The 21,703-nt window shown below is 38.5% G+C and carries 16 protein-coding genes and 1 riboswitch; of the genes, 7 read left to right on the top strand and 9 right to left on the bottom strand.

Annotated elements, in window-relative coordinates; all coding sequences use genetic code 11:
• Positions 1-18 precede the first annotated feature (18 nt).
• Positions 19-2,058 (bottom strand): molybdopterin-dependent oxidoreductase, encoded by a 2,040-nt coding sequence (locus tag SporoP17a_RS07550; protein ID WP_083034120.1) that lies wholly within the window; start codon positions 2,056-2,058, stop codon positions 19-21.
• Between the two features lie 295 nt (positions 2,059-2,353).
• Positions 2,354-2,444: riboswitch (SAM riboswitch) on the top strand.
• Positions 2,445-2,567: 123 nt separating this feature from the next.
• On the opposite strand from SporoP17a_RS07550, the gene SporoP17a_RS07545 reads away from it, so the two are divergent.
• Positions 2,568-3,818 (top strand): MFS transporter, encoded by a 1,251-nt coding sequence (locus SporoP17a_RS07545; RefSeq protein WP_083034119.1) that lies wholly within the window; start codon positions 2,568-2,570, stop codon positions 3,816-3,818.
• Between the two features lie 323 nt (positions 3,819-4,141).
• Complete coding sequence (gene msrA, locus SporoP17a_RS07540) at positions 4,142-4,675, top strand: peptide-methionine (S)-S-oxide reductase MsrA (RefSeq protein ID WP_420542197.1); 534 nt, start codon at positions 4,142-4,144, stop codon at positions 4,673-4,675.
• Between the two features lie 417 nt (positions 4,676-5,092).
• Here msrA and SporoP17a_RS07535 read toward each other — a convergent pair whose 3' ends face one another.
• Positions 5,093-5,491, bottom strand: coding sequence for a DUF421 domain-containing protein (locus SporoP17a_RS07535; protein WP_237262404.1), 399 nt, complete (start codon positions 5,489-5,491; stop codon positions 5,093-5,095).
• 354 nt (positions 5,492-5,845) lie between these two features.
• Here SporoP17a_RS07535 and SporoP17a_RS07530 point away from each other — a divergent pair, with 354 nt between their 5' ends.
• Together SporoP17a_RS07530 and SporoP17a_RS07525 are read left to right on the top strand one after the other, a co-directional pair.
• A complete protein-coding gene (locus SporoP17a_RS07530) occupies positions 5,846-8,605 on the top strand; it encodes a bifunctional diguanylate cyclase/phosphodiesterase (RefSeq protein WP_083034117.1) in 2,760 nt (919 codons plus the stop codon).
• Positions 8,602-10,239 carry a thiamine pyrophosphate-binding protein gene (locus SporoP17a_RS07525; protein WP_083034116.1) on the top strand — a complete coding sequence of 546 codons (1,638 nt, stop codon included), beginning with the start codon at positions 8,602-8,604 and terminating at the stop codon, positions 10,237-10,239. The genes SporoP17a_RS07530 and SporoP17a_RS07525 overlap by 4 nt, the downstream gene beginning before the upstream one ends.
• A 52-nt stretch (positions 10,240-10,291) precedes the next feature.
• Here SporoP17a_RS07525 and SporoP17a_RS07520 read toward each other — a convergent pair whose 3' ends face one another.
• Entirely contained in the window at positions 10,292-11,029 is a 738-nt protein-coding gene (locus tag SporoP17a_RS07520) for a hypothetical protein (protein WP_083034115.1), read from the bottom strand.
• Positions 11,030-11,207: 178 nt separating this feature from the next.
• A complete protein-coding gene (locus SporoP17a_RS07515) occupies positions 11,208-12,530 on the bottom strand; it encodes an LLM class flavin-dependent oxidoreductase (RefSeq protein ID WP_167693400.1) in 1,323 nt (440 codons plus the stop codon).
• A gap of 1,041 nt (positions 12,531-13,571) precedes the next feature.
• On the opposite strand from SporoP17a_RS07515, the gene SporoP17a_RS07510 reads away from it, so the two are divergent.
• Positions 13,572-14,345: a class II aldolase/adducin family protein gene (locus SporoP17a_RS07510; RefSeq protein ID WP_156890544.1), complete on the top strand. Its 774-nt coding sequence runs from the start codon at positions 13,572-13,574 to the stop codon at positions 14,343-14,345.
• Positions 14,346-14,587: 242 nt separating this feature from the next.
• On the opposite strand, the gene SporoP17a_RS07505 is transcribed toward SporoP17a_RS07510, so the two are convergent.
• The 5 genes from SporoP17a_RS07505 to SporoP17a_RS07485 all read right to left on the bottom strand — a co-directional run bounded on the left by SporoP17a_RS07505 (position 14,588) and on the right by SporoP17a_RS07485 (position 19,973).
• Positions 14,588-15,748 (bottom strand): acyl-CoA dehydrogenase family protein, encoded by a 1,161-nt coding sequence (locus SporoP17a_RS07505; RefSeq protein ID WP_083034112.1) that lies wholly within the window; start codon positions 15,746-15,748, stop codon positions 14,588-14,590.
• Between the two features lie 44 nt (positions 15,749-15,792).
• Complete coding sequence (locus SporoP17a_RS07500) at positions 15,793-17,073, bottom strand: TRAP transporter large permease (protein WP_083034111.1); 1,281 nt, start codon at positions 17,071-17,073, stop codon at positions 15,793-15,795.
• A complete protein-coding gene (locus SporoP17a_RS07495; protein ID WP_167693399.1) occupies positions 17,070-17,564 on the bottom strand; it encodes a TRAP transporter small permease in 495 nt (164 codons plus the stop codon). The genes SporoP17a_RS07500 and SporoP17a_RS07495 overlap by 4 nt, the downstream gene beginning before the upstream one ends.
• Positions 17,565-17,668: 104 nt before the next feature.
• Entirely contained in the window at positions 17,669-18,700 is a 1,032-nt protein-coding gene (locus SporoP17a_RS07490; protein ID WP_083034109.1) for a TRAP transporter substrate-binding protein, read from the bottom strand.
• A gap of 472 nt (positions 18,701-19,172) precedes the next feature.
• On the bottom strand, positions 19,173-19,973 hold the full coding sequence (locus tag SporoP17a_RS07485; protein WP_083034108.1) for an IclR family transcriptional regulator domain-containing protein: 801 nt from the start codon (positions 19,971-19,973) through the stop codon (positions 19,173-19,175).
• 120 nt (positions 19,974-20,093) lie between these two features.
• On the opposite strand from SporoP17a_RS07485, the gene SporoP17a_RS07480 reads away from it, so the two are divergent.
• A complete protein-coding gene (locus SporoP17a_RS07480) occupies positions 20,094-21,236 on the top strand; it encodes a muconate/chloromuconate family cycloisomerase (protein WP_167693398.1) in 1,143 nt (380 codons plus the stop codon).
• Positions 21,223-21,690 (top strand): DUF3237 domain-containing protein, encoded by a 468-nt coding sequence (locus SporoP17a_RS07475; protein WP_083034106.1) that lies wholly within the window; start codon positions 21,223-21,225, stop codon positions 21,688-21,690. Before SporoP17a_RS07480 ends, SporoP17a_RS07475 begins: the two co-directional genes overlap by 14 nt.
• Positions 21,691-21,703: the final 13 nt, after the last annotated feature.

The following is a 21,703-nucleotide window of genomic DNA, read 5'->3' as shown; positions in this document are numbered from 1 at the left end:
AATTCTAATCCATTCTATCTAGATAACACTTTCCACTTCAACACACCCTGAGAAAAACGTTGCTCCACCGCCCATGTCAGCAATTCGGTCTGGTGTTAATGCGTTCACAAGGTGTTTTTGACCTGAACTATCTCCCAAAATCCCTTGACTGACAACAACTCCGGGAAGGACTTGCTCACCGACAGAGACAGTAAATATACATTCTCCGCGCTCGTTCCATATACGAACAGTCGATTTATCTTCAATTCCTCGGCTTTCTGCGTCGTGCCGATTGATGAACAATTTAGGTGCTTTTTCAAGTTGGATATGTTTTTCATTGTTCGAAAAAATCGTGTTCATAAAGTTATGGTTAATTGCAGGTACATACAGTAAAGGGTAATCGGAATCTTGAACAATCGGAATATACGTAGGCAGGGCTGGTAATCCTGCTGCTTTCATTTGTTCTGAATACAACTCAATTTTTCCACTTGGCGTTTTTAAATGGTTCAATAGATCGCCTGTCCCACTCGCTTTTATATAGCGTTGATCCTTTAATGCAGCATACGATACTTCGGATAAGTGAGGATTGGACAAATCGCTTAATGCTTGGTCGATCATTTTGGCATCCTCGTCCAGGAAGGGTTGCTCGTCAAAATCCATTGCTTGAGCTAACAACCTGAAAACATCTGGGTTGGATTTACTGTCCCCGTATGTTTCGATGACAGGTTCTTGTAAATGGATGTAGTGATGCCAGAAAGACGCATAAAAGTCCGTATTTTCAAAAGCGGATGTCGCAGGCAGTACAATGTCCGCAAACAAGGCAGTATCCGTCAAAAACAAATCATGGACAACTGTAAACAAGTCCTCGCGTGCTAAGCCATCTTGGACTTTATTGGCATCCGGTGCGACTACAGCGGGGTTGCTATTATAGACATACAACGAGCGAATCGGTTGTTGTTCCTTCAGTAATGCTTGCCCTAATAAATTCATATTAAATTTACGCGTAGGCTTTTTTTGAAGTTCAGGCCGTTCCAGTGCAGCAATATTATGCGTCAAATAGTCGGAATTTGATTTGACCGCACCTCCACCCTTTAATTCCCACTGACCTGTCAAAGCAGGCAAGCAAGAGATGGTTCGAACTATCATGCCACCATTATCATGATGCTGCAACCCATTGCCGATGCGAATCATGGAAGGAGAAATATCCCCATACATCCGTGCCAATTTATAAATATCTTCTTCGGGCACGCCTGTAATGGTGGAAACTATTTGTGGATTGTAGTATTTCACATGTTCACCGAGTGCCTCATGGCCGATTGTATACTTTTCTAAAAACGCTTGATGAACTAGTTTTTCTTTATAAAGAATATGCATGATTCCGAGAGCAAGCGCTCCGTCAGTGCCAGGTAAAATAGGAATGAACCAATCCGCCATGCGTCCGGTTTGATTTTTATGGACGTCAATGACAATAGTTTTCGCACCATTTTTTTTCGCCTTTTGCGCGATCATGGTTTGATGCATATTGGTGCTGACAGCATTGATGCCCCAGAATATAAATAGTTTCGTTTCCGTCATCTCTTCTGGATCTGTTCCATAACGCCCGCCCATTGTGTAATTGTAACCGGCTTCGCCAGCAACTGAGCAAATCGTCCGGTCCAGTTGACTCGAACCAAGGCGGTTGAAGAAACGACGATCCATCCCTTTAGAACTGAGTTTTCCCATATTTGCATAGAAGCTATAAGGAAGAATCGCTTCTGGACCTTCTTCAGTTATTATTTTTTTCCATTCATTTGTGATAGTTGTAATGGCTTCTTCCCAACTGATTGGAACGAATTGTCCATCGCCTTTTTTTTCAATGCGTTTCAGAGGGGTAGTCAACCGATTTTTATCATAAATCCGTTCAGCCATATGCCGAACTTTGTTGCATATACTTCCTTTTGTGACTGGATGTTCAGGATCACCTTCAATTTTAACGATTTTCCCGTCTTCTTTATGAATCAGCAATCCACATTGGTCTGGACAATCAAGAGAACAAACCGAAGGAACGATACCATTTTTTACATCAATATACGATTGCATTACAAAAATCCTTTCCAGCGAAATAATTTTACCATTTCAAGTTCACTTTGAAGTTCTAGCATGACTGCAGCTTCCTAGTCCATTAATTATTAAAAAAGAGAACTTCTATTAAGTGTAAAAGAAAGCGTGAGTTGAAATGTAAATCGACTTAAACAAGTAGTTTGTATTTGGTAGTATACCATATTACGGACTGTAAATTTAGAAAGTTCCGATAACCTGTTGACTTTATATCAATTATTATGTACAGTAATTTCATTGGTTTAGTTTTAATAAAATTCTATCAATTTTATATTATTTTCTATCGAGAGAAGTTGAGGGACTGGCCCTATGAAACTTCGGCAACATAATTGTGCCAAATCCAGCAAGCGTAGCTTGAGAGATAGAAAGAGCAAAGCATATTTATATTGCGTGAGCGATGATTGCCAAAGACTCTTTCTGTTTTTACAGGAAGGTCTTTTTATTTTATTAAAATAATATAAAATACGTAAGCAGGAATGGAGAGTGTGGATATGTTGGAGAAAGTAGGAATAACAAAGAACTTAGGATGGGGTTTCTTCGGTGTTATGTTGTTCATGATGGGAGATGGGATTGAAGCGGGGTGGTTAAGTCCCTTCCTAATCGATAGTGGATTAACCATTCAACAATCAGCTGCTATATTCACAGTTTACGGAATCTCGATTGCACTATCTTCTTGGTTTTCGGGTGTCTGCGTAGATGTATTTGGTCCTAAACGTACAATGGCAATTGGCTTAGCCGTCTATATTATCGGGACAGCAGGGTTTATTACATATGGTTTTTCAACGATGAATTATCCGGTTATGCTTTTGACTTATTTCATAAAAGGTTTTGGCTATCCGCTATTTGCTTATTCTTTTTTAACATGGGTTATTTATAAGACACCACAAAGTAAATTGAGTTCAGCCGTTGGTTGGTTCTGGTTCGTTTTTTGTGCGGGAATGATGGTGCTTGGCGCGTGGTATTCAAGTTTTGCAATCCAACATCTCGGTTACATCAATACGATGTGGACATCTATTTTCTGGGTATGTCTTGGTGCTGTTTTAGCTTTAGTAATCAATAAAGACAAGTTTGAAAAGAAAAAACTCGCGAATAAAAAAGAAGCAGTCAAAGAATTACTGAAAGGGATCACTATTTTGAAGTCGAACCCGAGGGTTGCCGCAGGTGGGGTTGTTCGCGTGATCAATAGCTTAAGTGTTTATGGATTCCCGGTGTTCTTACCAATGCATATGGCGCAACATGGTATTGAAACAACAGCTTGGTTGCAGTTGTGGGGAACATTTTTCTTAGGAAATATCATTTTTAATTTAGTCTTCGGCTTCATTGGAGATAAATTTGGTTGGAAAAACACAATCATTTGGTTTGGTGGAGTCGGTTGTGCGATATTCACGCCACTATTGTTTTATATACCGGTCATTACAAATGGTAGCATTGTGATGACGAGTATTGTTGGATTCATTTGGGGCGGTTTAGTAGCAGGCTACGTTCCGATTGGCGCACTAGTACCATCTGTTGCAGGCGAAGATAAAGGCGCAGCAATGTCCGTGTTGAATTTTTCTGCGGGTCTCTCGACATTCGTAGCGCCAGCGATTGCCTTAGCGTTTATCGGGCTTGTTGGACCAGAAGGGGTTGTGTGGATTTTTAGTGCTCTCTACTTAGTAAGTGCGATTATTGTTAAATTCATTAAGATCCCGGAAGAAGAGAGTGGAAAGGTACAGGAGGAAACTTTGCTAGTTACCACGTGAGAATGTCTGTGCTAGGTGGTGATTGACAAAGTTGTAGATAGATGAAATGATCACAATCAATTAAGAAATAATATGTCTTTTATCTAGATGATAGGATATGAAGCTAATTCTAAGTAATAGTTGTTATTAATAGATGAAACGTGAGAAAAAACGGTAGTATGGTACAAGAGATGTCCAGTCAATAAGAAGTTAAAGAATTGTTTGGATAGTTGCCAACTTCCTTCAAAAGAAGAGATGCATTGTTCATTTCGGAGGAGGTTGGGTACCGGTCTACTAAGCGAGTGATTTTGAACAACCGCATATATATAAAGGGGATGTTAGCAATGGTTGAAAAGAATTTTGAAAAAGCGGCATTTGCAGGCGGATGCTTCTGGTGCATGGTGAAACCGTTTAAAGAATGGTCTGGGGTCCAAGATATCGTGTCAGGATACATGGGCGGGCATCTTGAAAATCCGACGTATGAAGATGTGAAAAAAGGTACATCCGGTCATGTTGAAGTGGTTGAAATTACTTTTGATCCTGCCTTATTTCCATATGAGAAGTTGCTCGAAGTCTTCTGGCAACAAATCGATCCGACAGACGCAGAAGGTCAATTTCACGACCGCGGCTCATCTTACACAACCGCTATTTTTTATTACACAGATGCGCAACGGAAAATTGCCGAGAAATCGAAAGCTGACCTAGCTGCAAGTGGCATTTTCACAAAGCCTATCGTTACAACAATCCGCCCTGCAGAAACTTTCTATCGGGCAGAAGAATACCATCAAGACTATTACGTAAAAGAAAAGGAACATTACACGGACAACCGTGCACGTTCAGGGCGTGATGAATTCATCGCCAAGCACTGGAGAAAATAATAGGCATGACAAAATGGGCGAGCGTTTGCATAAAACGCTGCCCTTATTTTATTTGAAGTAGAGATTAATACAAAGTACTCGTTTTCCATTCAACTCTGAATTCAAAAAACGACACTACTTTAATATTTATGAAAGCATAGTCCACAGTGCTTTTTCATGTGCACGGTAACTGCTTTTTACTTCTTGATGAAGAACTCATCTTTTTAGTAAGTTCCTCTTATAACTATCTAATCAATTAATGTGTACATCATCGAAGTTCATTTGATAGTTAGTACCGGTGAAAATAATCATGAACGTTAAACGGGTGCTCCTTACCTACTATCTTTTTTAAGGTTGGAGAGAGTAGAAAGAGAGGTTTTGCTTTTAGATTGAATGACGGAAATACTGCCATCCGTTGCTAGTATAACAGCCGTCGCCTCATCGAGAGAACGAACGTGCGGCTTGGAATATTTTTTCTTCCAAAATACATTCTGATTCCATTGTTTCCTTCAAAAAACAGCCTTCATAAAACAATTTTTTTGGATCTGATTTAATTAGTTTGCTAATAACTCGGAATCGGACAGATGACCAGGCAACTAGATATTGCATACCTATCAGAACAATAAAAGCAGTCAAGCCTTCTGAAAGAGCTACGTCTTTACTTAATAAAATGGTGGCTAAGATTGACCCGCATGCAACGGTCACAACGAAGTCGAGAGCATTCATCTTCGAAAGCGTACGCTTACCTGATATACGTAAAATGACAATCAATCCTATATAGCTTAAAACACCGACTACAACCGTTCGGAGAAGAGTTTCCCATCCATTAAAGAACATACTACACCTCGAATATTTGACATAGTTAGTCTATCATTTCCCCACAACATTGTGATGAAACTTCTTCACAAATACTTTATAGGCGAAGTAATATCCTTGTTCAGTGCTAAACATATAAATGTGTATCTTTTTAGAAACCACTTGTAAACTAAAGGAGTATGTTGTGAACACTACTTTGTGCTTATACAAAATATTCCTGTTCATTATATATTTAATATAACTGGATTCCATCTATTTTAAGCCCACTTGGAATATGTAGTCGAGTAATAGAGTGAGATGTTATTTCTCGATGCAGATGAAGGTATCTACTACACTATAAGTAAGGAATATACTTAAGTGGAAGAGGAGGTATGAATAGTGAAAGATCAAACAAGATATCTTCGTCTAGCAAATATAACAAAGTTAATAAATTCGAGGCTAGAGTTAAGGGAAGTACTGAATCACGTGGTCACTGCTATATCAGAGGAGATTGTCCGATGTGATTCGGTCGGAATTTATTTGCCACAACAAGATGGGTCATTTAGGGGGTTCGTCGGAAAACCTGAAGTGATCAATGGTATGACACTCGATATGCATGTAATTGATACCGACTTCGATTTACTGGCGAAAGAAGTAATTGAAACGAAAAGAACGATATATATACCGGATACATCCAAAGACCATCGACCCGATCCAAGAGCAGTTGAAGGATTTAAGATAAAATCTCTATTAGTTTTACCTATTACTGTAGAGACGGAATTATTTGGACTAGTATTCTTGTTTGATTATGGAATACCAATGAATTTAACGGAGCTTGAGATTCAAACAGTTCAGTCCTATGTCAATATGGCTGCTGTCGCTATTCAAAATGCCAAGCTGCTAACAAATAAAGAAGAACTTATTCAGGAAAAGCAATTGCTGTTAGATATCACCCGGAAATTATCCATGTGTTCTACCATGCAGGAGGCGCTGGATATATGTTTTCTATATATAGAAAGAGTGCTTGGAAACAATAATATAGGTGTGCATTTAATCGATCCATCAGTGCATATGAAGATTAAGCCTGCAACCATTAATCGTACTAGTGATTGGTCTGCAGAAGCGTGGGTGAAGTCTCATGACGAGATAAAGTTTGACGATGAAAACGATAAAGTGTTCCAAGAAGTGATCGCTACTAGAAAAGCAGAACTCATTCCTGATGTCTTTGCAGATGATCGAGTGAATCATAAGGTATGTCGGTATTTTGGTATTCAATCGATGTTTATTCTTCCAATCGTTTCCATGGGGAAAGTATTGGGTTTAATAGTCATTGCAGATCTTCAACAAAAAAATCCAAATTACTCCCAGGCCAGTCAGCAACTGACGCAATCTATTGTTGATACAACAGCTTCCACTTTATTGAACTTATTGAATATGGAAAAACAAGAGTTGATTATAGAACAGCGGACTATAGAGATCACGGTTAAGAACAACGAACTAGAAGCGGCGATGAAAGAGTTACAGCGGATAAGTAGAGAGAAAGAACTGATTCTTCATTCAGCAGGTGAAGGGATATTCGGGTTGGATCTACATGGTATCATCACATTTTGTAATCCTGCTGCCGCCATGATGCTAGGGTATAAGAAGATGAACGAGTTAATAGGGATGCCCGTCAGTATTATTTATGATGAAAACCATACGAAAAAAGATGAAGTTCTATTTTTCAGACAAGATCAGTCTAGCTTTCCAGTGGAATATGTTAAATCATCCATTGAAGAAGGAGATAGGATCGTTGGGTATGTCGTTACATTTAAAGATATCTCTGAAAGAAAGAAAATGGAGAAGGAAATTAGATACCATGCGTATTATGATAGCTTGACCAATTTACCCAACCGGGTGCTATTAAAAGATCGCATGGAACAGGGCTTGAGTTTGGCTCATACTCTCGAAGAAAAAGCAGCTGTACTGTTCATGGACTTGGATCGATTCAAATCAGTTAATGATTTATTAGGACATAGCTATGGTGATATTTTATTGGCACATGTAGCAAGACGCATATGCGCATGTCTCCCTGAAGGCGCTACAGCTTCTCGTCAAGGCGGGGACGAATTTATAATTTACTTGCCTTGTATTGTATCCGAAGCAGAAGTGATAGAGGTGGCCGAAAAGATTGTTGACCAATTCAACAGGCCGTTCAATTTAAAAGGCCATGAAATGCATGTTCATAGCAGTATCGGGATCAGTTTATTTCCACAAGATGGACAGACGGCAGAATTATTGATTAAAAATGCCGATATTGCGATGTATCAGTCTAAAACCGTGTCTGGCAGCAGTTATCAATTTTATCATTTGGCGATGGATATCAGGACATTTGAAAATGTACAGTTTGAAAATGCTTTATATAGAGCGCTTGATCGTGAGGAGTTGGAACTTTATTTTCAACCTCAAATTGATTATAGTTCACGTACTATCATCGGAACAGAAGCTTTATTGAGATGGAATCATTCAACAGAAGGATTAATATCGCCAAATAGGTTTATTCCGTTGGCTGAGGAGACGGGCTTGATCGTACCTATCGGTGAATGGGTGATCAGAAGTGCGTGTAACCAAATCAAGAAGTGGAAAGAAAAAGGATATCCACCGATTGTAGTATCCGTAAATTTATCGGCTCGTCAGTTTGAACAAAATAATTTATTCCAAACGGTTAAAGGTATATTAGATGAAGTAGGGGTATCACCGGAACTCTTATGTCTTGAAATTACCGAAAACCAAATTATTAAAAACACAGAACTAACTATCCAGACGATGAAAGAATTACAGGCAATTGGCATCAAAATGTCCATTGATGACTTTGGTACAGGCTATTCTTCTTTAGGTTATTTAAAAAACTTGCCAATCAATGCATTAAAAATTGATAAATCCTTTATTCAAGAATTGAAAAGTACTGACGACAATTCAGCCATCGCGAATACAATTATTACATTGGCAAAAAATCTAGGATTGGACCTAGTTGCTGAAGGTGTCGAAACGCTGGAACAAGCCGAATTTTTAGCTGCGAGAGAATGTTACATTATGCAAGGTTATTATTTTAATGTGCCATTGAAAGTGAATGAATTCGAAAACACATATCTGGCTACTAAAGGAGGGTTTTTATGAAAGCTATTCGAACAGTATTGGATTATTTAAGAGCTAGTGGCGTAAAACACGTTTTTGGTATCCCGGCTGGCTCAGTCAATGCATTTTTTGATGAGTTGTATGAAATACCTGAACTAATGCCGATTGTGACGAAGCATGAAGGCGCAGCTTCTTACATGGCAGTTGCATATGCCAAATATACGGCTACTATGAGTGTTTGTATTGGATGCAGTGGACCTGGTGGTACTAATCTCCTGACTGGTGCTGCCAATGCCATGCGTGAACATATCCCTGTATTATTTTTGACGGGTGCAGTTCCTGTCGATACTGTCGGTTTGAATGCTTCTCAAGAATTGAATGCGGAGCCACTCTTTAGATCAGTGACGAAATATAGTGTAACTGTAACGGATTCGAAAGACTTGCTTGGCGAAGTAGCAAAGGCATGTGAAATAGCGATTTCTGGTGTGCCAGGTCCTGTCCATGTCGCTATGCCGATAGATATCCAAATCAATCAAATTGAAGCTCCTGAAATACCGACATCGCCAAAAAGAACGCCGATTGTTCCAGATCAAAACACTATACAGTCAGTTGCCAGAGAGCTTGCCAATAAACGAAATGGATATATCTTCGTAGGGCAAGGTATCAGGCACTCTGTCGATCCGTTACTTGAGTTGGCGGAAACACTTGGTTGGCCGATCATTACAACACCACAAGCAAAAGGATATATTACAGACGATCATCCACTCCTCGCTGGGGTATTCGGTTTTGCCGGTCATGACGAAACCTCTGCACTCATCAATGGCACAGATGGTGAAGCTCTACTAGTGGTAGGATCTAGCTTAGGCGAGACAGCTACGAATAATTGGAACACCAATCTCACTAAAAATCGGTACACTATTCAATTAGACTACGATTCATCCGTTTTTAATCGAAAATATGAAGTAGATATTGCTGTGTTGGGAGACATAGATTTAAGCTTGGCGGCATTGCTAGATCAACTAAAAAAATTACACGTGCCGACGAAAAATTCAGCAGTTAGTAAGCGAGAAATAGAGAGGAAGGATCATGAAGAGTACAATACGAAAAATATCTTGATGCGTCTGCAAAAATACGTACCTCGCAATACTAGATATACCGTAGATATAGGCGAGTTCATGGCGTATATCATTCACGATATGAACGTAGTAGAGTCCGATTCATTTGATATTAATGTGCACTTTGGAGCGATGGGGAGCGGTATAGGTTCTGCAATTGGATCGAAGCTTGCTGAACCTGAACGTCCAGTAGTTTGCGTTACGGGAGATGGGAGTTTCTTCATGCACGGTATGGAAATCCTTACCGCGAAAGAACATAAGTTACCGATTTTATTTGTTGTCATGAATAATGCGCGCTTAGGAATGGTCTATCATGGACATTCATTGCAATATAAACGCTCCCACCCATCATTTGAGCAAGAACCTGTGAATATTGCAGCTATGGCTGCGGTCATGAACATACCGAGTAAACGAATTGAAGCGTTGGAAGATCTGACTCAAGGAGTAATAGACGAGCTTATGAATGTCGAGGGGCCGTCAGTCCTCGAAGTTTCTTTAATAGACCATACAATACCCCCAATGGGAGATCGCGTGAAGTTTCTATCTTCTTTTGGAAAGTGAATAACCCGGAGAGAGCTACTTGTTTGCCTCCTCTCCGGGTTACCTTTCATAGTCAGATAGACTGGTATAATGCATTTGTGACTTCAATGACTGCATCTATTGTTTTACCTTTAAATGCATCGGACACGGAAAAACCTGAAGGATTTGAAAAGTAAAACACCCCCTCTTGTGGATTATGACGGTAGCCAAGGTTGGCTAAAGATTGTTGTAATTCAGTCGGTATGTTTTTCAATCCCGTTCGCTCCTTGAAGTAGTTTGTGCCGTATATTTTTACGTCGATATCTTTGGTTCCAGTATGAATAACAAATAAATCATTTGCATCTTTCACTAGCCACTGGCCTTTAGAATACAAAGAAATCTTGGTCTTTCCTAGTCCGTCAATTCCTACCAGATTCATACCGAAATAGTGGTTAATCATTGTACGGATCTCGTCACCTGTCACGCGATGATGATGATGTGCCAAATATAAATCTAGAATGATTTGTGAAGGGAAACTGTTGCAAGTTTCTAAATCCGTTGAGGGTGTGATCTCAAAAGTACCAATTTTCTCTTTGGTTAACACGGGAACTCGTTCTAAGCGGAATTTAAAAGCTTGTGCAATTGCTTCGTAAATGACTGAACTGGTTACTTTATTTCTGTATTGATCAATATACCTATCCATTACATCAGTTTTTGCCAACTTGCTGATGTAGTCAGTTACTTCCGCTTCCGATAAGCATGGATCCAATTGATGCGAATGTTTAATTATGTCCTGAATTTCATGGGAATACGTAATTAGAGCAACTTTCATGCAAAACCTCCTCTTTGGAAAACAAATTTATTATTCATTAGATCATCATACAGTAAAAAAATAAGCAAAGTACTAAAGTTGTAGAAGAACTTCTATTCGGATTTCGCTAGGTTGGATTTTGTTCAGCCGAACGTTCGATAATATTTTATGCTTCAACCAAACGAGTGCAAAAAGTTATCTAGTTCAGTGAATGGTAGTTCTCCACGTAAGGCAACTCCAAATTCTCCCGCAAAGTAGTCCCTTCATAATCTGTCCGAAAAATCCCACGTTTTTGAAGGATGGGAACAACTTCATCAACAAATGCTTCTAATTCGCTTGGTAAATTCGGAATCAGCATAAAACCATCAGCCCCATTCTGTTCGTACCAAGCTTCGATCAAATAGGCGACTTGTTTCGCAGTACCCATAAAAGGTGTGCGGGGCGTGGCTTCTCTTAAAGCTACTTGGCGCAAGGTTAAACTTTGCATACGTGCTTCAATCTTAATACGATCCGTATCACTCCTGAAACTATTTTGCCCAATACTTCCGATATCGGGAAAAGGTGCATCCAATGGATATTGGGAAAAGTCATGATGTTCAAAAAGTCGACCTAAAAAAGCGAGAGCCTGCTCAATTGTCACCAAACTGGCAAGTTCACCGAATTTCCGTTCTGCTTCCTCTTCTGTATTTCCAATAATCGGACTGATCCCTTGTAGAACCATAACGTCGTCAGGGTTACGTCCTAGGGCAGTTGCTTGCTCTTTTACATCTTTATAATAGCGTTGCGCTTCTTCTAAAGCAGGCATAATCGCGAAAACTGCATCCGCTTCTTGTGCAGAAAACGCAATGCCTGCTTTTGATGAGCCAGCCTGAAATATTACCGGCTGTCCTTGTACTGAACGACCGATATTCAGTGGTCCTTGTACAGAAAAGAATTCGCCTTCATAATTCAATGTATGTAGTTTAGTTGGCTCAAAAAATTGCCCAGTCTCTTTATTGCGTATAAAAGCATCCTCTTCCCAGGAATTCCATAAGCCTTTCATGATTTTCACAAACTCGGCTGCCATCCGGTAACGCGCGGCATGACTTGGATGATCTTTAACCTCCTTACTAAAATTTAATGCCGCTTTTTCTAACCCCGACGTCACCGCATTCCATCCTGCCCGTCCGTTGCTTAACATATCAAGTGAAGCAAATTGCCTTGCTGCTGAAAAAGGTTCGCTATAGGTCGTCGATAATGTGCCGACTAAACCAATGTGCGACGTCACTGCTGCCAATGCAGAAAGTATCGTGAGTGGTTCGAATCGATTCAGATAATGTGGATTCGATTTTTCATTGATGTACAAAGCATCAGCAATGAAAACAAAATCAAATTTTCCGCGTTCTGACGTTTGGGCTTGTTGTTTATAAAATTCAAAGCTTATACTCGCGTCCGATGGTATAGCAGGATGTCGCCAATCTGATATTTTCTCACCGACACCGTGGATCATCGTTCCTAGTTTCAATTTCTTTCTCACATGCATCTTCCTCTCATTAGTCACGTGGATTGTTGTATATGTACCATCCAATGTCTTAAATTATCACGCGTGTCATGTCTGGTGTCAAGACAACACTTGATATACCATGATGCGAGGTGTTCAACTATTAAAGATCAGCGGAAATGTCTTTTGCTGAACTTCAGTAAGGTAATTGGGTAACGCTAAGAGTTGCTACACCTGTGAATTACAGAACTTTTATGTATGTAAGGACAAGTACTTTTTTAACATCAGAGTAAAATTCCAACACAATGCTTTTTGGCTAAGGAGTGTCTGTTAGATGTGGTGCTCTACCTCTTGGATGCTTTAGACAAGCGATCTGATGTAGGAGTATTAAGTAGTAACTTTTTGCCTTCTAATCAGAAAGTATTTTCCCAATGATGCTTTAACTTTATATGTGCAATTCATAGTAGTTGAATCAAAAAATCAAAAATAATAAGAGAAGAAGAAATGATGAATAAGTAAAAAATTATCTGTTTTCTTACTCGCCAATGTCAAAATTTTATGTTATCATAGAAAAAATTTCCGCATGAGGAAATTTGATATAAAAAAGGAGGTCGATAATGTATTTTCAGCGTTTAAAAAGTATAGACGTAATGCATGGATGTTTTAAATATAACCATCATGATTGCTTGATATCAGCTCTTGGTTGCTGTGCTATTATAAAAGGATTTCTAATATCATAATAAAATACAGAAATTGACTTAGCATTAATGACACTTTACATATATGAGTCAATAGCAATTACTTACTAGAAGCATATTTCAGAATGGACGTGGCAGATTTTATCGCGTAATACAGCTGGATCGAGTAGTTTGAAGTTATAAATGATCCAGGTAACCTAGTTGTCAGGGGAGAAAGTTATAAGTGTATTATTGCCAATATTTTAATGATTGTAATTAATCCGTATATATTCAATGAAGAATCCTTAAATTGAATTGATTTGTTGTATAACTAGTTATTTATCGAGCTTTACTCGATACAAGCTAATTATCAAAACAAAATCTATTAATGGAGGTAAGAGGCATTATGAAAGCAGAATTTACTTTTCCAACACCACCAAAGTTTGAAACATATGAAGAAGAACGTACACATATAAAAGAAAGGTTGGCAGGGGCCTTTAGATTATTTTCGCGATTTGGGTTTGATAATGGTATAGCTGGACATATGACGGTAAGAGATCCGGAACATCCTGAATTATTTTGGGTAAATCCTTTTGGAACACATTTCAGTCAAATGAAAGTGTCAGATTTAGTACTAGCTAACTTTAAAGGAGAAATTATCGATGGAAAGAAAGATGCTGTGGTTAATGCCGCAGGGTTAGCAATCCACTCTCAAATTCATGAGGCATTGCCACATGTACAAGCTGTAACCCATGCCCATTCTACGTACGGCACGACCTGGTCAGCGTTAGGAAGAGCATTGGATCCAATATCTCAAGACTCCTGTGTGTTTTTTAATAGACATGGTCTATATGAAGAATTCAATGGGGTAGTATTAGATTATAATGAAGGGAAAAAGTTAGGCGAGTTGCTTGAAAACCAGAAAGCGTTAATACTACAGAATCATGGACTATTAACTGTTGGTGAAACAATTGATGAAGCTGCTTGGTGGTTTATAACTATGGAGAAGTGTTGTCAGCAACAATTAATGGCAGAGGCTGTGGGAACACCTAAAATTATATCCGATGAAGTTGCGGAAGATACAGCACAAGAATTAGGAACATCATTAGCTGGATGGTTTAGTTTTCAGCCACTGTGGGAACGAATTACAAACGAACAACCAGATTTCCTAGAGAAGTAATTTACTATCGGTGTACAATACCTAACTGATAGACTATTAATAGTAAGCTTTATTCGGCAGCAACAATTAGCGCCCACCTGTTTTTCAGGGGGCGCTGTTTTAGATTGAAAAAGACTATTCATATGTGTAAACAACAATGAATGTTACAGAATGCATAAAAGTAAAGTACCGTTATACTGAAGTGCCTTGCATGGCAAATGAATCGTCGAAATCAAGTTGTTTGAAATCGTATTTACTTTTTATTACTTCATCGTAGCCTTTTTCATCGATTGAATTGCTTTATTAGCCATTTTAGAAGTAACGACATCGTTCATCGGGGGGTTGTATAATCCTGCTCTGACATTTAAATAATACCGGTGCATTGGATTTGATTCGGATAAAGCACGAGAACCGACAATTTCCATGGCTGTATTAACAATCGAGATAGCGGCACTTGTGACAGCGATTTTCGTTACATCTAGTGACTCTTCAAACGTTGTTTTATCCGTCGCAGCTTCATAGCGTTCGATCGTTCCGTACAATAAATGTCTTGCAGTAGACAACTCCAGCTCCATATCACCGATCTTCTGACTAATGGATGGTACTTCGGCAATGGGTTTTCCAAGTGAGACAGGCACGTAGGAAGTGGCAAATTCAAGTGCATAGTTTCTTGCTGCCGCTGCAATGCCGATATAACAAGCAGGAATATGCAGTAACCAACCTTTTGACACAGGTTCAACGGGTTTATTTTTCTTCAAGATATTTGACCTCGGCACACGCACATTGTTAAATACGACTGTATCACTCGCTGTACCTCGCATTGCTAAACTATCCCATGACTGTTCGATAGACACACCAGCAGCTGTACGGGGAATCATAATGTGTTCTACTTCTTTTTCTTCAGTCGTTGTAGAAACAAGAAAGTAATCGAGAACCGGAGAGAGTGAAGCATACGTTTTCTCACCATTAATGATTAAGTCATCACCGTCAGCAACTGCATTCGTTTGTGGTAAACCTCCTCGCGTCGGACTTCCAGTATTATTTTCAGTGCCAAGCGAGTTGATGAGGGCACCTTTTCGTATTTCTTCTACTAAAAATTGTCCGGCCTTTTCATTCCAGTGACGGTTTTCTGCATATTCAAGCACAATTCCATTATGCCAACCAATCGATAAACCAGTCGAGCCACTACCTTCAGAAATAGCTTCTTGCGCTAGTATATATTCATACAATCCAAAACCTTGCCCGCCACTTTCTCTCGGTAATGTTAATAGATGATAATCTATTTGTTTAAGTTCTTCTATATCTTTAAAAGGAAATGAGCCTAGCGTATCTAGCTCAGGTTCACGTGCTTTAAATGAAGGCTTTAACTTTTCAATTTGTTCTATTAACTTTCTCTGTGCTGGTGTTTTTACAAATGAATGCATGACTATCTATCCTCTCAATTCAAAATGTTGTTCGTTGAGCCTTGTTAATCGGGCATTAATAAATTAGGCAAAAATAAAAACAGGTTTGGCATAAATACACCGAGTAAAATGACGCCTAAAGTTAAGCCGATAATAGGTAAAACTGCCAAGAATGCACGCGGCGTAGAGATTTCCGCAATTTGCGTTGCAATGAGTAAGCAAATTCCATAAGGTGGCGTTACCATCCCAACTGCTAACGTTAAACAAACGATGATCCCCATATGAACTGGATCTAAATCAGCAATTTCTCCCAACTTCATAAGAATTGGCAAGAAAATAATAATTGCTTCCAAAGGGCTTAAAAATGTTCCCACTACCAATAGAAAAGCCACGATCATTAAATATATACCCGAAGAGGACGTCGTTATATTCGTAATAAAATCTGCCACCAATTCAGGTGCGTGTAAATAACCGATGAGCCAGCCCATAATACCCGCAGTGGCAATTGCGAACATTGGCAAGGAATACATAATGACTGACTCCTTTAAAATCCTTGGTAATTCTTTTACTTTTAAAGATTTGTAAAAAAACATAAGTGTTAAGGCATAAAATACAGCAATAACGGCAGCTTCAGTCGGTGTGAAAATTCCACCTACAATTCCGCCTAAAATAATGACTGGTAATAATAACGTAGCGAAAGCTTGTTTAAAAGATGTCCGTACTTCTTTTATCGGCGCTCTCGGATAAGCAGGGTAATTATGTTTAACAGCCATATAGTATGTATAGCTCATTTGCACTAAACCAATTAAAATACCAGGTACAATACCTGCTAAAAAAAGCTTCCCGATTGAAACTTGAGCCATTGCACCGTACACCACCATCATAATACTAGGTGGAATAATGACGCCTAATGTGGAGGAAGCAGCGGTTATCGCCACTGTAAAACCTGCATCATATTTTTCTTTTACCATGGCTGGGATTAATGTTGATCCAACGGCTGCAGTATCCGCCGCAGCTGATCCAGATAATCCAGCCATAATCATACTAACCAATATGTTGATGTGGCCCAAACCACCTTTAATATGACCGACCAGTGTTCTCGAAAAATTGATCAATCGATTTGTAATCCCTCCATCATTCATCAAACTACCTAAGAGAAGGAAAAACGGAACGGCTAGAAGTGTGAAAGAGTTAATACTCGCAAACATGTGATTTATAACACTCGTAAATGGTAGGTCAATATATACTATTGTAACCATAGAGGAAATGCCTAAAGCGAATGCGATTGGCACACGTATGAAAATCAAACCAAAGAATACGATGAGGAGTAAAATGAGTGGATTCAATCAACATACACCTCTTTACTAGTTAATTTCATAAATCTTTTTGTATCTGAAATAATTAATTCGATTGTAAATAACAACATCGCGACGCCAGAGACTGGAATCGTCGCAAAGAAGTAAGAGAGAGTAAATGGTAATGAATTAGATGCCCGGGATAGACCGGATAGAGTAAAATTATAACCATAAACAATCATTACGTAGATGAGTGAAAGGACGATGAAGTGAGATAAAATATCGAAACCTAAATTTAATTTCAGTTTAGAAGGTGCTAAGTCGACGATAAAGTGTTTTTTGTGTCGAAGTGCAATGGCTGCACCTAAAAATACAGTCCACATGAAACATAGTAACGAAAATTCATCTGCCCAAACCATTGGAATATCGAAATAATTTCTTGCAATAACTTTCACAAATACAACGATAATAAAGGTAGCTAATAATAGTACAGAAACAAAAGTTAGAATTTTTTCGACTAAGTTGTTAAATTTAAACAGCACGATAAAAACTCCTTTGATAAATACAATAATCTTGCTAATTAGTTATTTGTTTTGTCAGTTTGTAATCTAGACGATCGCACTGACAAAACAAATAATTAAATCGGTCAGTTTTTTAACTCTCTTATAATTTCTAGTAAATCAGTGGCTTCAGAGTCTTTAGCTAATTTGTCATGTAGTGGTGTTAATATATCAATAAACGCTTGTTTATCAACTTCTGTCGTCGTTACTTTTAAACTAGGCAATTCCTCTAGTAATTGTTTATCCATTTCAATTCCACGTTCGGTACCTAATATTCCGGCCTCAATAGCTACTTTTTCAATGATTTCGTTATATTCTGCCGGTAACTTATTATAAGTTGCTTCACTCATTGAGAAGTGTGAAGCCATATAAAGGTGTTCTGTTAAACTAACGTATGGTGCTACCTCGTATAGTTTACTACCTGTATAGCCACTCAACGTACTTTCAAATGCATTAACCACACCTGTTTGAACGGCTGAGTACAATTCATTCCACGCAAGTGATGTAGGCAACGCACCTAGTGCTGACCAAATTTCACTTTCAATCGGTGAGCTTGGAATGCGCATTTTTATACCGTCTAAATCTTCTGGAGTTGCGATTTCTCCTTTATTATTCGATAAATATCGCGTTCCACCGCCTGCTAAAGACAATAGTTTTATGTCTAAATTTCTAGTTTCATATTCTGTTTTCAAGTAATCGTATACAGGACCGTCATTACTGATCGCTTTCTCGAAGTGATCCATGTCTTCGAACAAGTAACTGATTCCAAAGACTTGATACTGAGGAACAAATGCCGCTGCATTTTGAGCGCCCCCAATGATAAAATCGACTGTCCCCATTCGTAATTCTTCTATAATAGTTTCATCGTTTCCTAACGACCCATTTGCATGAATTGAAACTTTAACATGACCGTCTGTTTGCTTTTCAACTTCTTCAGCGAAGTATTCTGCCATGTCTGCCCAAGGATGGGGTTCACTAATGACAGTCCCTAATCTTAGTTCGTAATTTTTTCCTGTTTCTATTTCATTGTCTTCAGATGCGCCTTCATCATTCCCACAAGCTGCTAACACAAAAATTAGTGAAACAACGAGCATAAGCTGCATAATATACTTTTTCATCAAAATTCACCCTTTTCATTATTATTATGGAGGACGTATCATCTACAATTCCTAACACTTTAACTCCTCCGTGTGTTCTCATTGCACATAAATTGAAATAAATAAATTTTTAATCACTTCTTTTATGTCCAATTACAAGGTCATTTCAAATTAATTTATATTCATAACACCACCTTTTTTAATTAAACAAATTAGATTACTAGGTATTTAATTAAAGAAATTCTTCTAATAGTGGGAAATTAGAGTCATTTGATACACATTACCATACACATTATTAATTTAGTTGTCAATATCATGTGTAGAATAATATCTTCCCAATGACGATACATCATCTATATATAGTTCAAACAGAAAAATTTGCGGCCAAGCCCATTCGTTAGGGTGAGATTTTCATGCACGTCATCCCGAACAGCATCCATACTAATGCGACTGTAAAAAAATCCACTTGGTCATGTGAACCAAGCGGATCTTTTTACAGTCGCACAATACGATGGGATTTCGATAGGTCTATACTAATTTTCTCAGCAGTTTTTACTAACAACGGAAGAAATTTGTCATTTACCATTTCTCTATTAATACGATTCGCATGTGAAGAAATATTGATAGCTGCGATTACTTTGCCTTCATTATTTCGAATAGGGACAGCTAACGAACTCAGCCCTTCTTCTAGCTGTTGTTCAACAAAGGCCCATCCCTCGTTTTTAATCTGTGTAAGTCTTTCGATCAATTCCAACTTACTACTTACTGTTCTTGCCGTGAATGATTTAAAGTCTACGTCAGTAAAATAATCATCTAGTTCAGATGGGGATAAGTTGGCGAGCAATACTTGGCCCATTGAAGTTGCGTATGCAGGCAATCTTGAGCCGACATCCAAAGCAATCATCATAATTCGTTTCGTAGGAATTCTTGCAACATAGACAATTTCTTCTCCGTTTAAAACGGAAATCGAGGTAGATTCACCAGTTTGTTCAACGAGATCACGCATATGAGGGTGTGCGATATCCCAAATGTTTTTAGAGGATATATAGGCATAACCAAGAGATAATACGCGAGCGGTTAAGGAGTAATGTCCATCAGTAGATTCCGCATACCCCAAACTTTCTAGCGTGAGAAAGATTCTGCGCACAGTAGGCCTACTTAAGTTTGTAATTTTTGCAGCTTCACTTACTGTAAGTGTTTGATTTTCATTTGAAAAAGCTTGAATAATTAGTAATCCACGTTCTAATGACTGGATAAAATCTGCATCTTTAATAGAATTATTAGAATTCTTCATTGACATTCTGCCTACTTTCATGATTATATTATCTTGTACGATATCAATAGTTTATGTACGACTATCGTACAATTTAAAATGCGATTTGGCAACAGTATATCTATTAAAGGAGAATATAAAATGAAAACTATGATTAAGCGAATCCGTTCAGTAATTGTAGATCTACCGATTAAAAGACCTCATCAATTTTCAACTGAGATTGTATCAACGAAAAGTTTTGTGGTAATCCAAGTAGAATTAGAAAATGGGCTTATTGGTATTGGAGAAGGAACAACACCGGGGATTTGGTGGAACGGTGAAAGCGTGGAAACGATGCAACTTGTCATTGAGCGTTATTTAAAACCGTTGCTAATTAATCAAGATCCTAGAAATATTGAGCAGCTACTACAATTATTTGACCGGCATGTACGTGCAAATCCATTTGCGAAAGCAACAGTTGAAATGGCACTTTTCGACGTAGTCGGTAAAATATATAACGCTCCTGTTCATCAACTATTGGGTGGGTTATACCAAGATGCGATTGATGTGAAATGGGCACTTGCAACAGGTGATGCGGATGATGATATAGCAGAAGCAAAAGAACTGGTTAGCAGTAAACAATACAGAGACTTCAAAATCAAAGCGGGTAAATATCAACCAGTAGATGATGCTAAGCGAGCAATTAAAATTGCCGAAGGTCTACATGGCATCTCATCAATTGGTATTGATCCAAACGGTTCATGGGATAAGTTAACAGCTGTTCGTTGGATGGAACACTTGAATGATGCAGGTGTCGATTTTTTAGAACAACCACTTTCACCACTCGATTTTGATGGTGCAGCAAAACTTGTAAGCATGAAAAAGGTACCGGTTATGGCAGATGAAAGTGTCGCAACAATCCAGGATGCGCAAAGACTTGTCCAGGAAAAAGCAGCTGATATATTCTCTCTTAAAATTCATAAATCAGGTGGTATGCGAAATACCTTAAAGATTGCTGCTATCGCAGAATCTGCGGGATTAGCTTGTTTTGGTGGTACATCTCTAGAGAGTTCGATCGGTTCAGCGGCAAGTATTCATGCATTCGGTACAATACGCAATTTATCATACGGCTGTGAATCGTTTGGACCACCATGGCTTGCCGATGATTTAGTTAAAAATCCGCTGGAATTTAAAGAAGGTAAAGTAATTATTCCTTCAGGAGCAGGTTTAGGTGTTGAGTTAGATGAAATGAAAATAGAAAAATACAGAAGAAAAAAGGAGAGAGTTACAAATGGCGTATTTTAAAGCACCACAGCTTACTTTCTTATTTGATTTAGAGTTAGTTGTAGAGAAAGCCCATTTACCTGGAACTACCCCAATTGGCACAAGACGAATTATTCGAGTAGAAGGTGGCCATTTTGATGGTAGTGACATTAAGGGAAAAGTTGTTCCAGGCGGTGATGATTGGATTACAGTTAGAGAAGACGGAACAATTATCCAAGATGTGCGCATTCTACTAGAAACAGACGATAAAGAATTAATCATGATGTCTTATCGTGGTATTCGAACAGGACCTAAAGAAGTGTTGGAACGTCTTGATCGTAACGAAGAAGTGACTGTAGACGAGTATTATTTCCGTACAAATCCAATATTTGAAACTGCCTCTAAAAAATATGATTGGATGAATAAAAGAATCTTTATCTCAACAGGTCAACGTTTACCTACAGGTGTTAAATATTCTGTTTATCAAGTGGATTAAGAGGAGGATTCAA

The sequence above is a fragment of the Sporosarcina ureae genome (assembly GCF_002082015.1).
Lineage (GTDB): Bacteria > Bacillota > Bacilli > Bacillales_A > Planococcaceae > Sporosarcina > Sporosarcina ureae_A.
This window is presented reverse-complemented; position numbering and strand designations above follow the sequence as displayed.

Coding starts and splice junctions, on each gene's coding strand:
- SporoP17a_RS07475 (WP_083034106.1), top strand. CDS start 21,223: ATGGCGTATTTTAAAGCACCACAGCTTACTTTCTTATTTGATTTAGAG.
- SporoP17a_RS07545 (WP_083034119.1), top strand. CDS start 2,568: ATGTTGGAGAAAGTAGGAATAACAAAGAACTTAGGATGGGGTTTCTTC.
- SporoP17a_RS07520 (WP_083034115.1), bottom strand. CDS start 11,029: ATGAAAGTTGCTCTAATTACGTATTCCCATGAAATTCAGGACATAATT.
- SporoP17a_RS07535 (WP_237262404.1), bottom strand. CDS start 5,491: ATGTTCTTTAATGGATGGGAAACTCTTCTCCGAACGGTTGTAGTCGGT.
- SporoP17a_RS07510 (WP_156890544.1), top strand. CDS start 13,572: ATGAAAGCAGAATTTACTTTTCCAACACCACCAAAGTTTGAAACATAT.
- msrA (WP_420542197.1), top strand. CDS start 4,142: ATGGTTGAAAAGAATTTTGAAAAAGCGGCATTTGCAGGCGGATGCTTC.
- SporoP17a_RS07485 (WP_083034108.1), bottom strand. CDS start 19,973: ATGAAGAATTCTAATAATTCTATTAAAGATGCAGATTTTATCCAGTCA.
- SporoP17a_RS07525 (WP_083034116.1), top strand. CDS start 8,602: ATGAAAGCTATTCGAACAGTATTGGATTATTTAAGAGCTAGTGGCGTA.
- SporoP17a_RS07480 (WP_167693398.1), top strand. CDS start 20,094: ATGAAAACTATGATTAAGCGAATCCGTTCAGTAATTGTAGATCTACCG.
- SporoP17a_RS07505 (WP_083034112.1), bottom strand. CDS start 15,748: ATGCATTCATTTGTAAAAACACCAGCACAGAGAAAGTTAATAGAACAA.
- SporoP17a_RS07490 (WP_083034109.1), bottom strand. CDS start 18,700: ATGAAAAAGTATATTATGCAGCTTATGCTCGTTGTTTCACTAATTTTT.
- SporoP17a_RS07550 (WP_083034120.1), bottom strand. CDS start 2,058: ATGCAATCGTATATTGATGTAAAAAATGGTATCGTTCCTTCGGTTTGT.
- SporoP17a_RS07515 (WP_167693400.1), bottom strand. CDS start 12,530: ATGCATGTGAGAAAGAAATTGAAACTAGGAACGATGATCCACGGTGTC.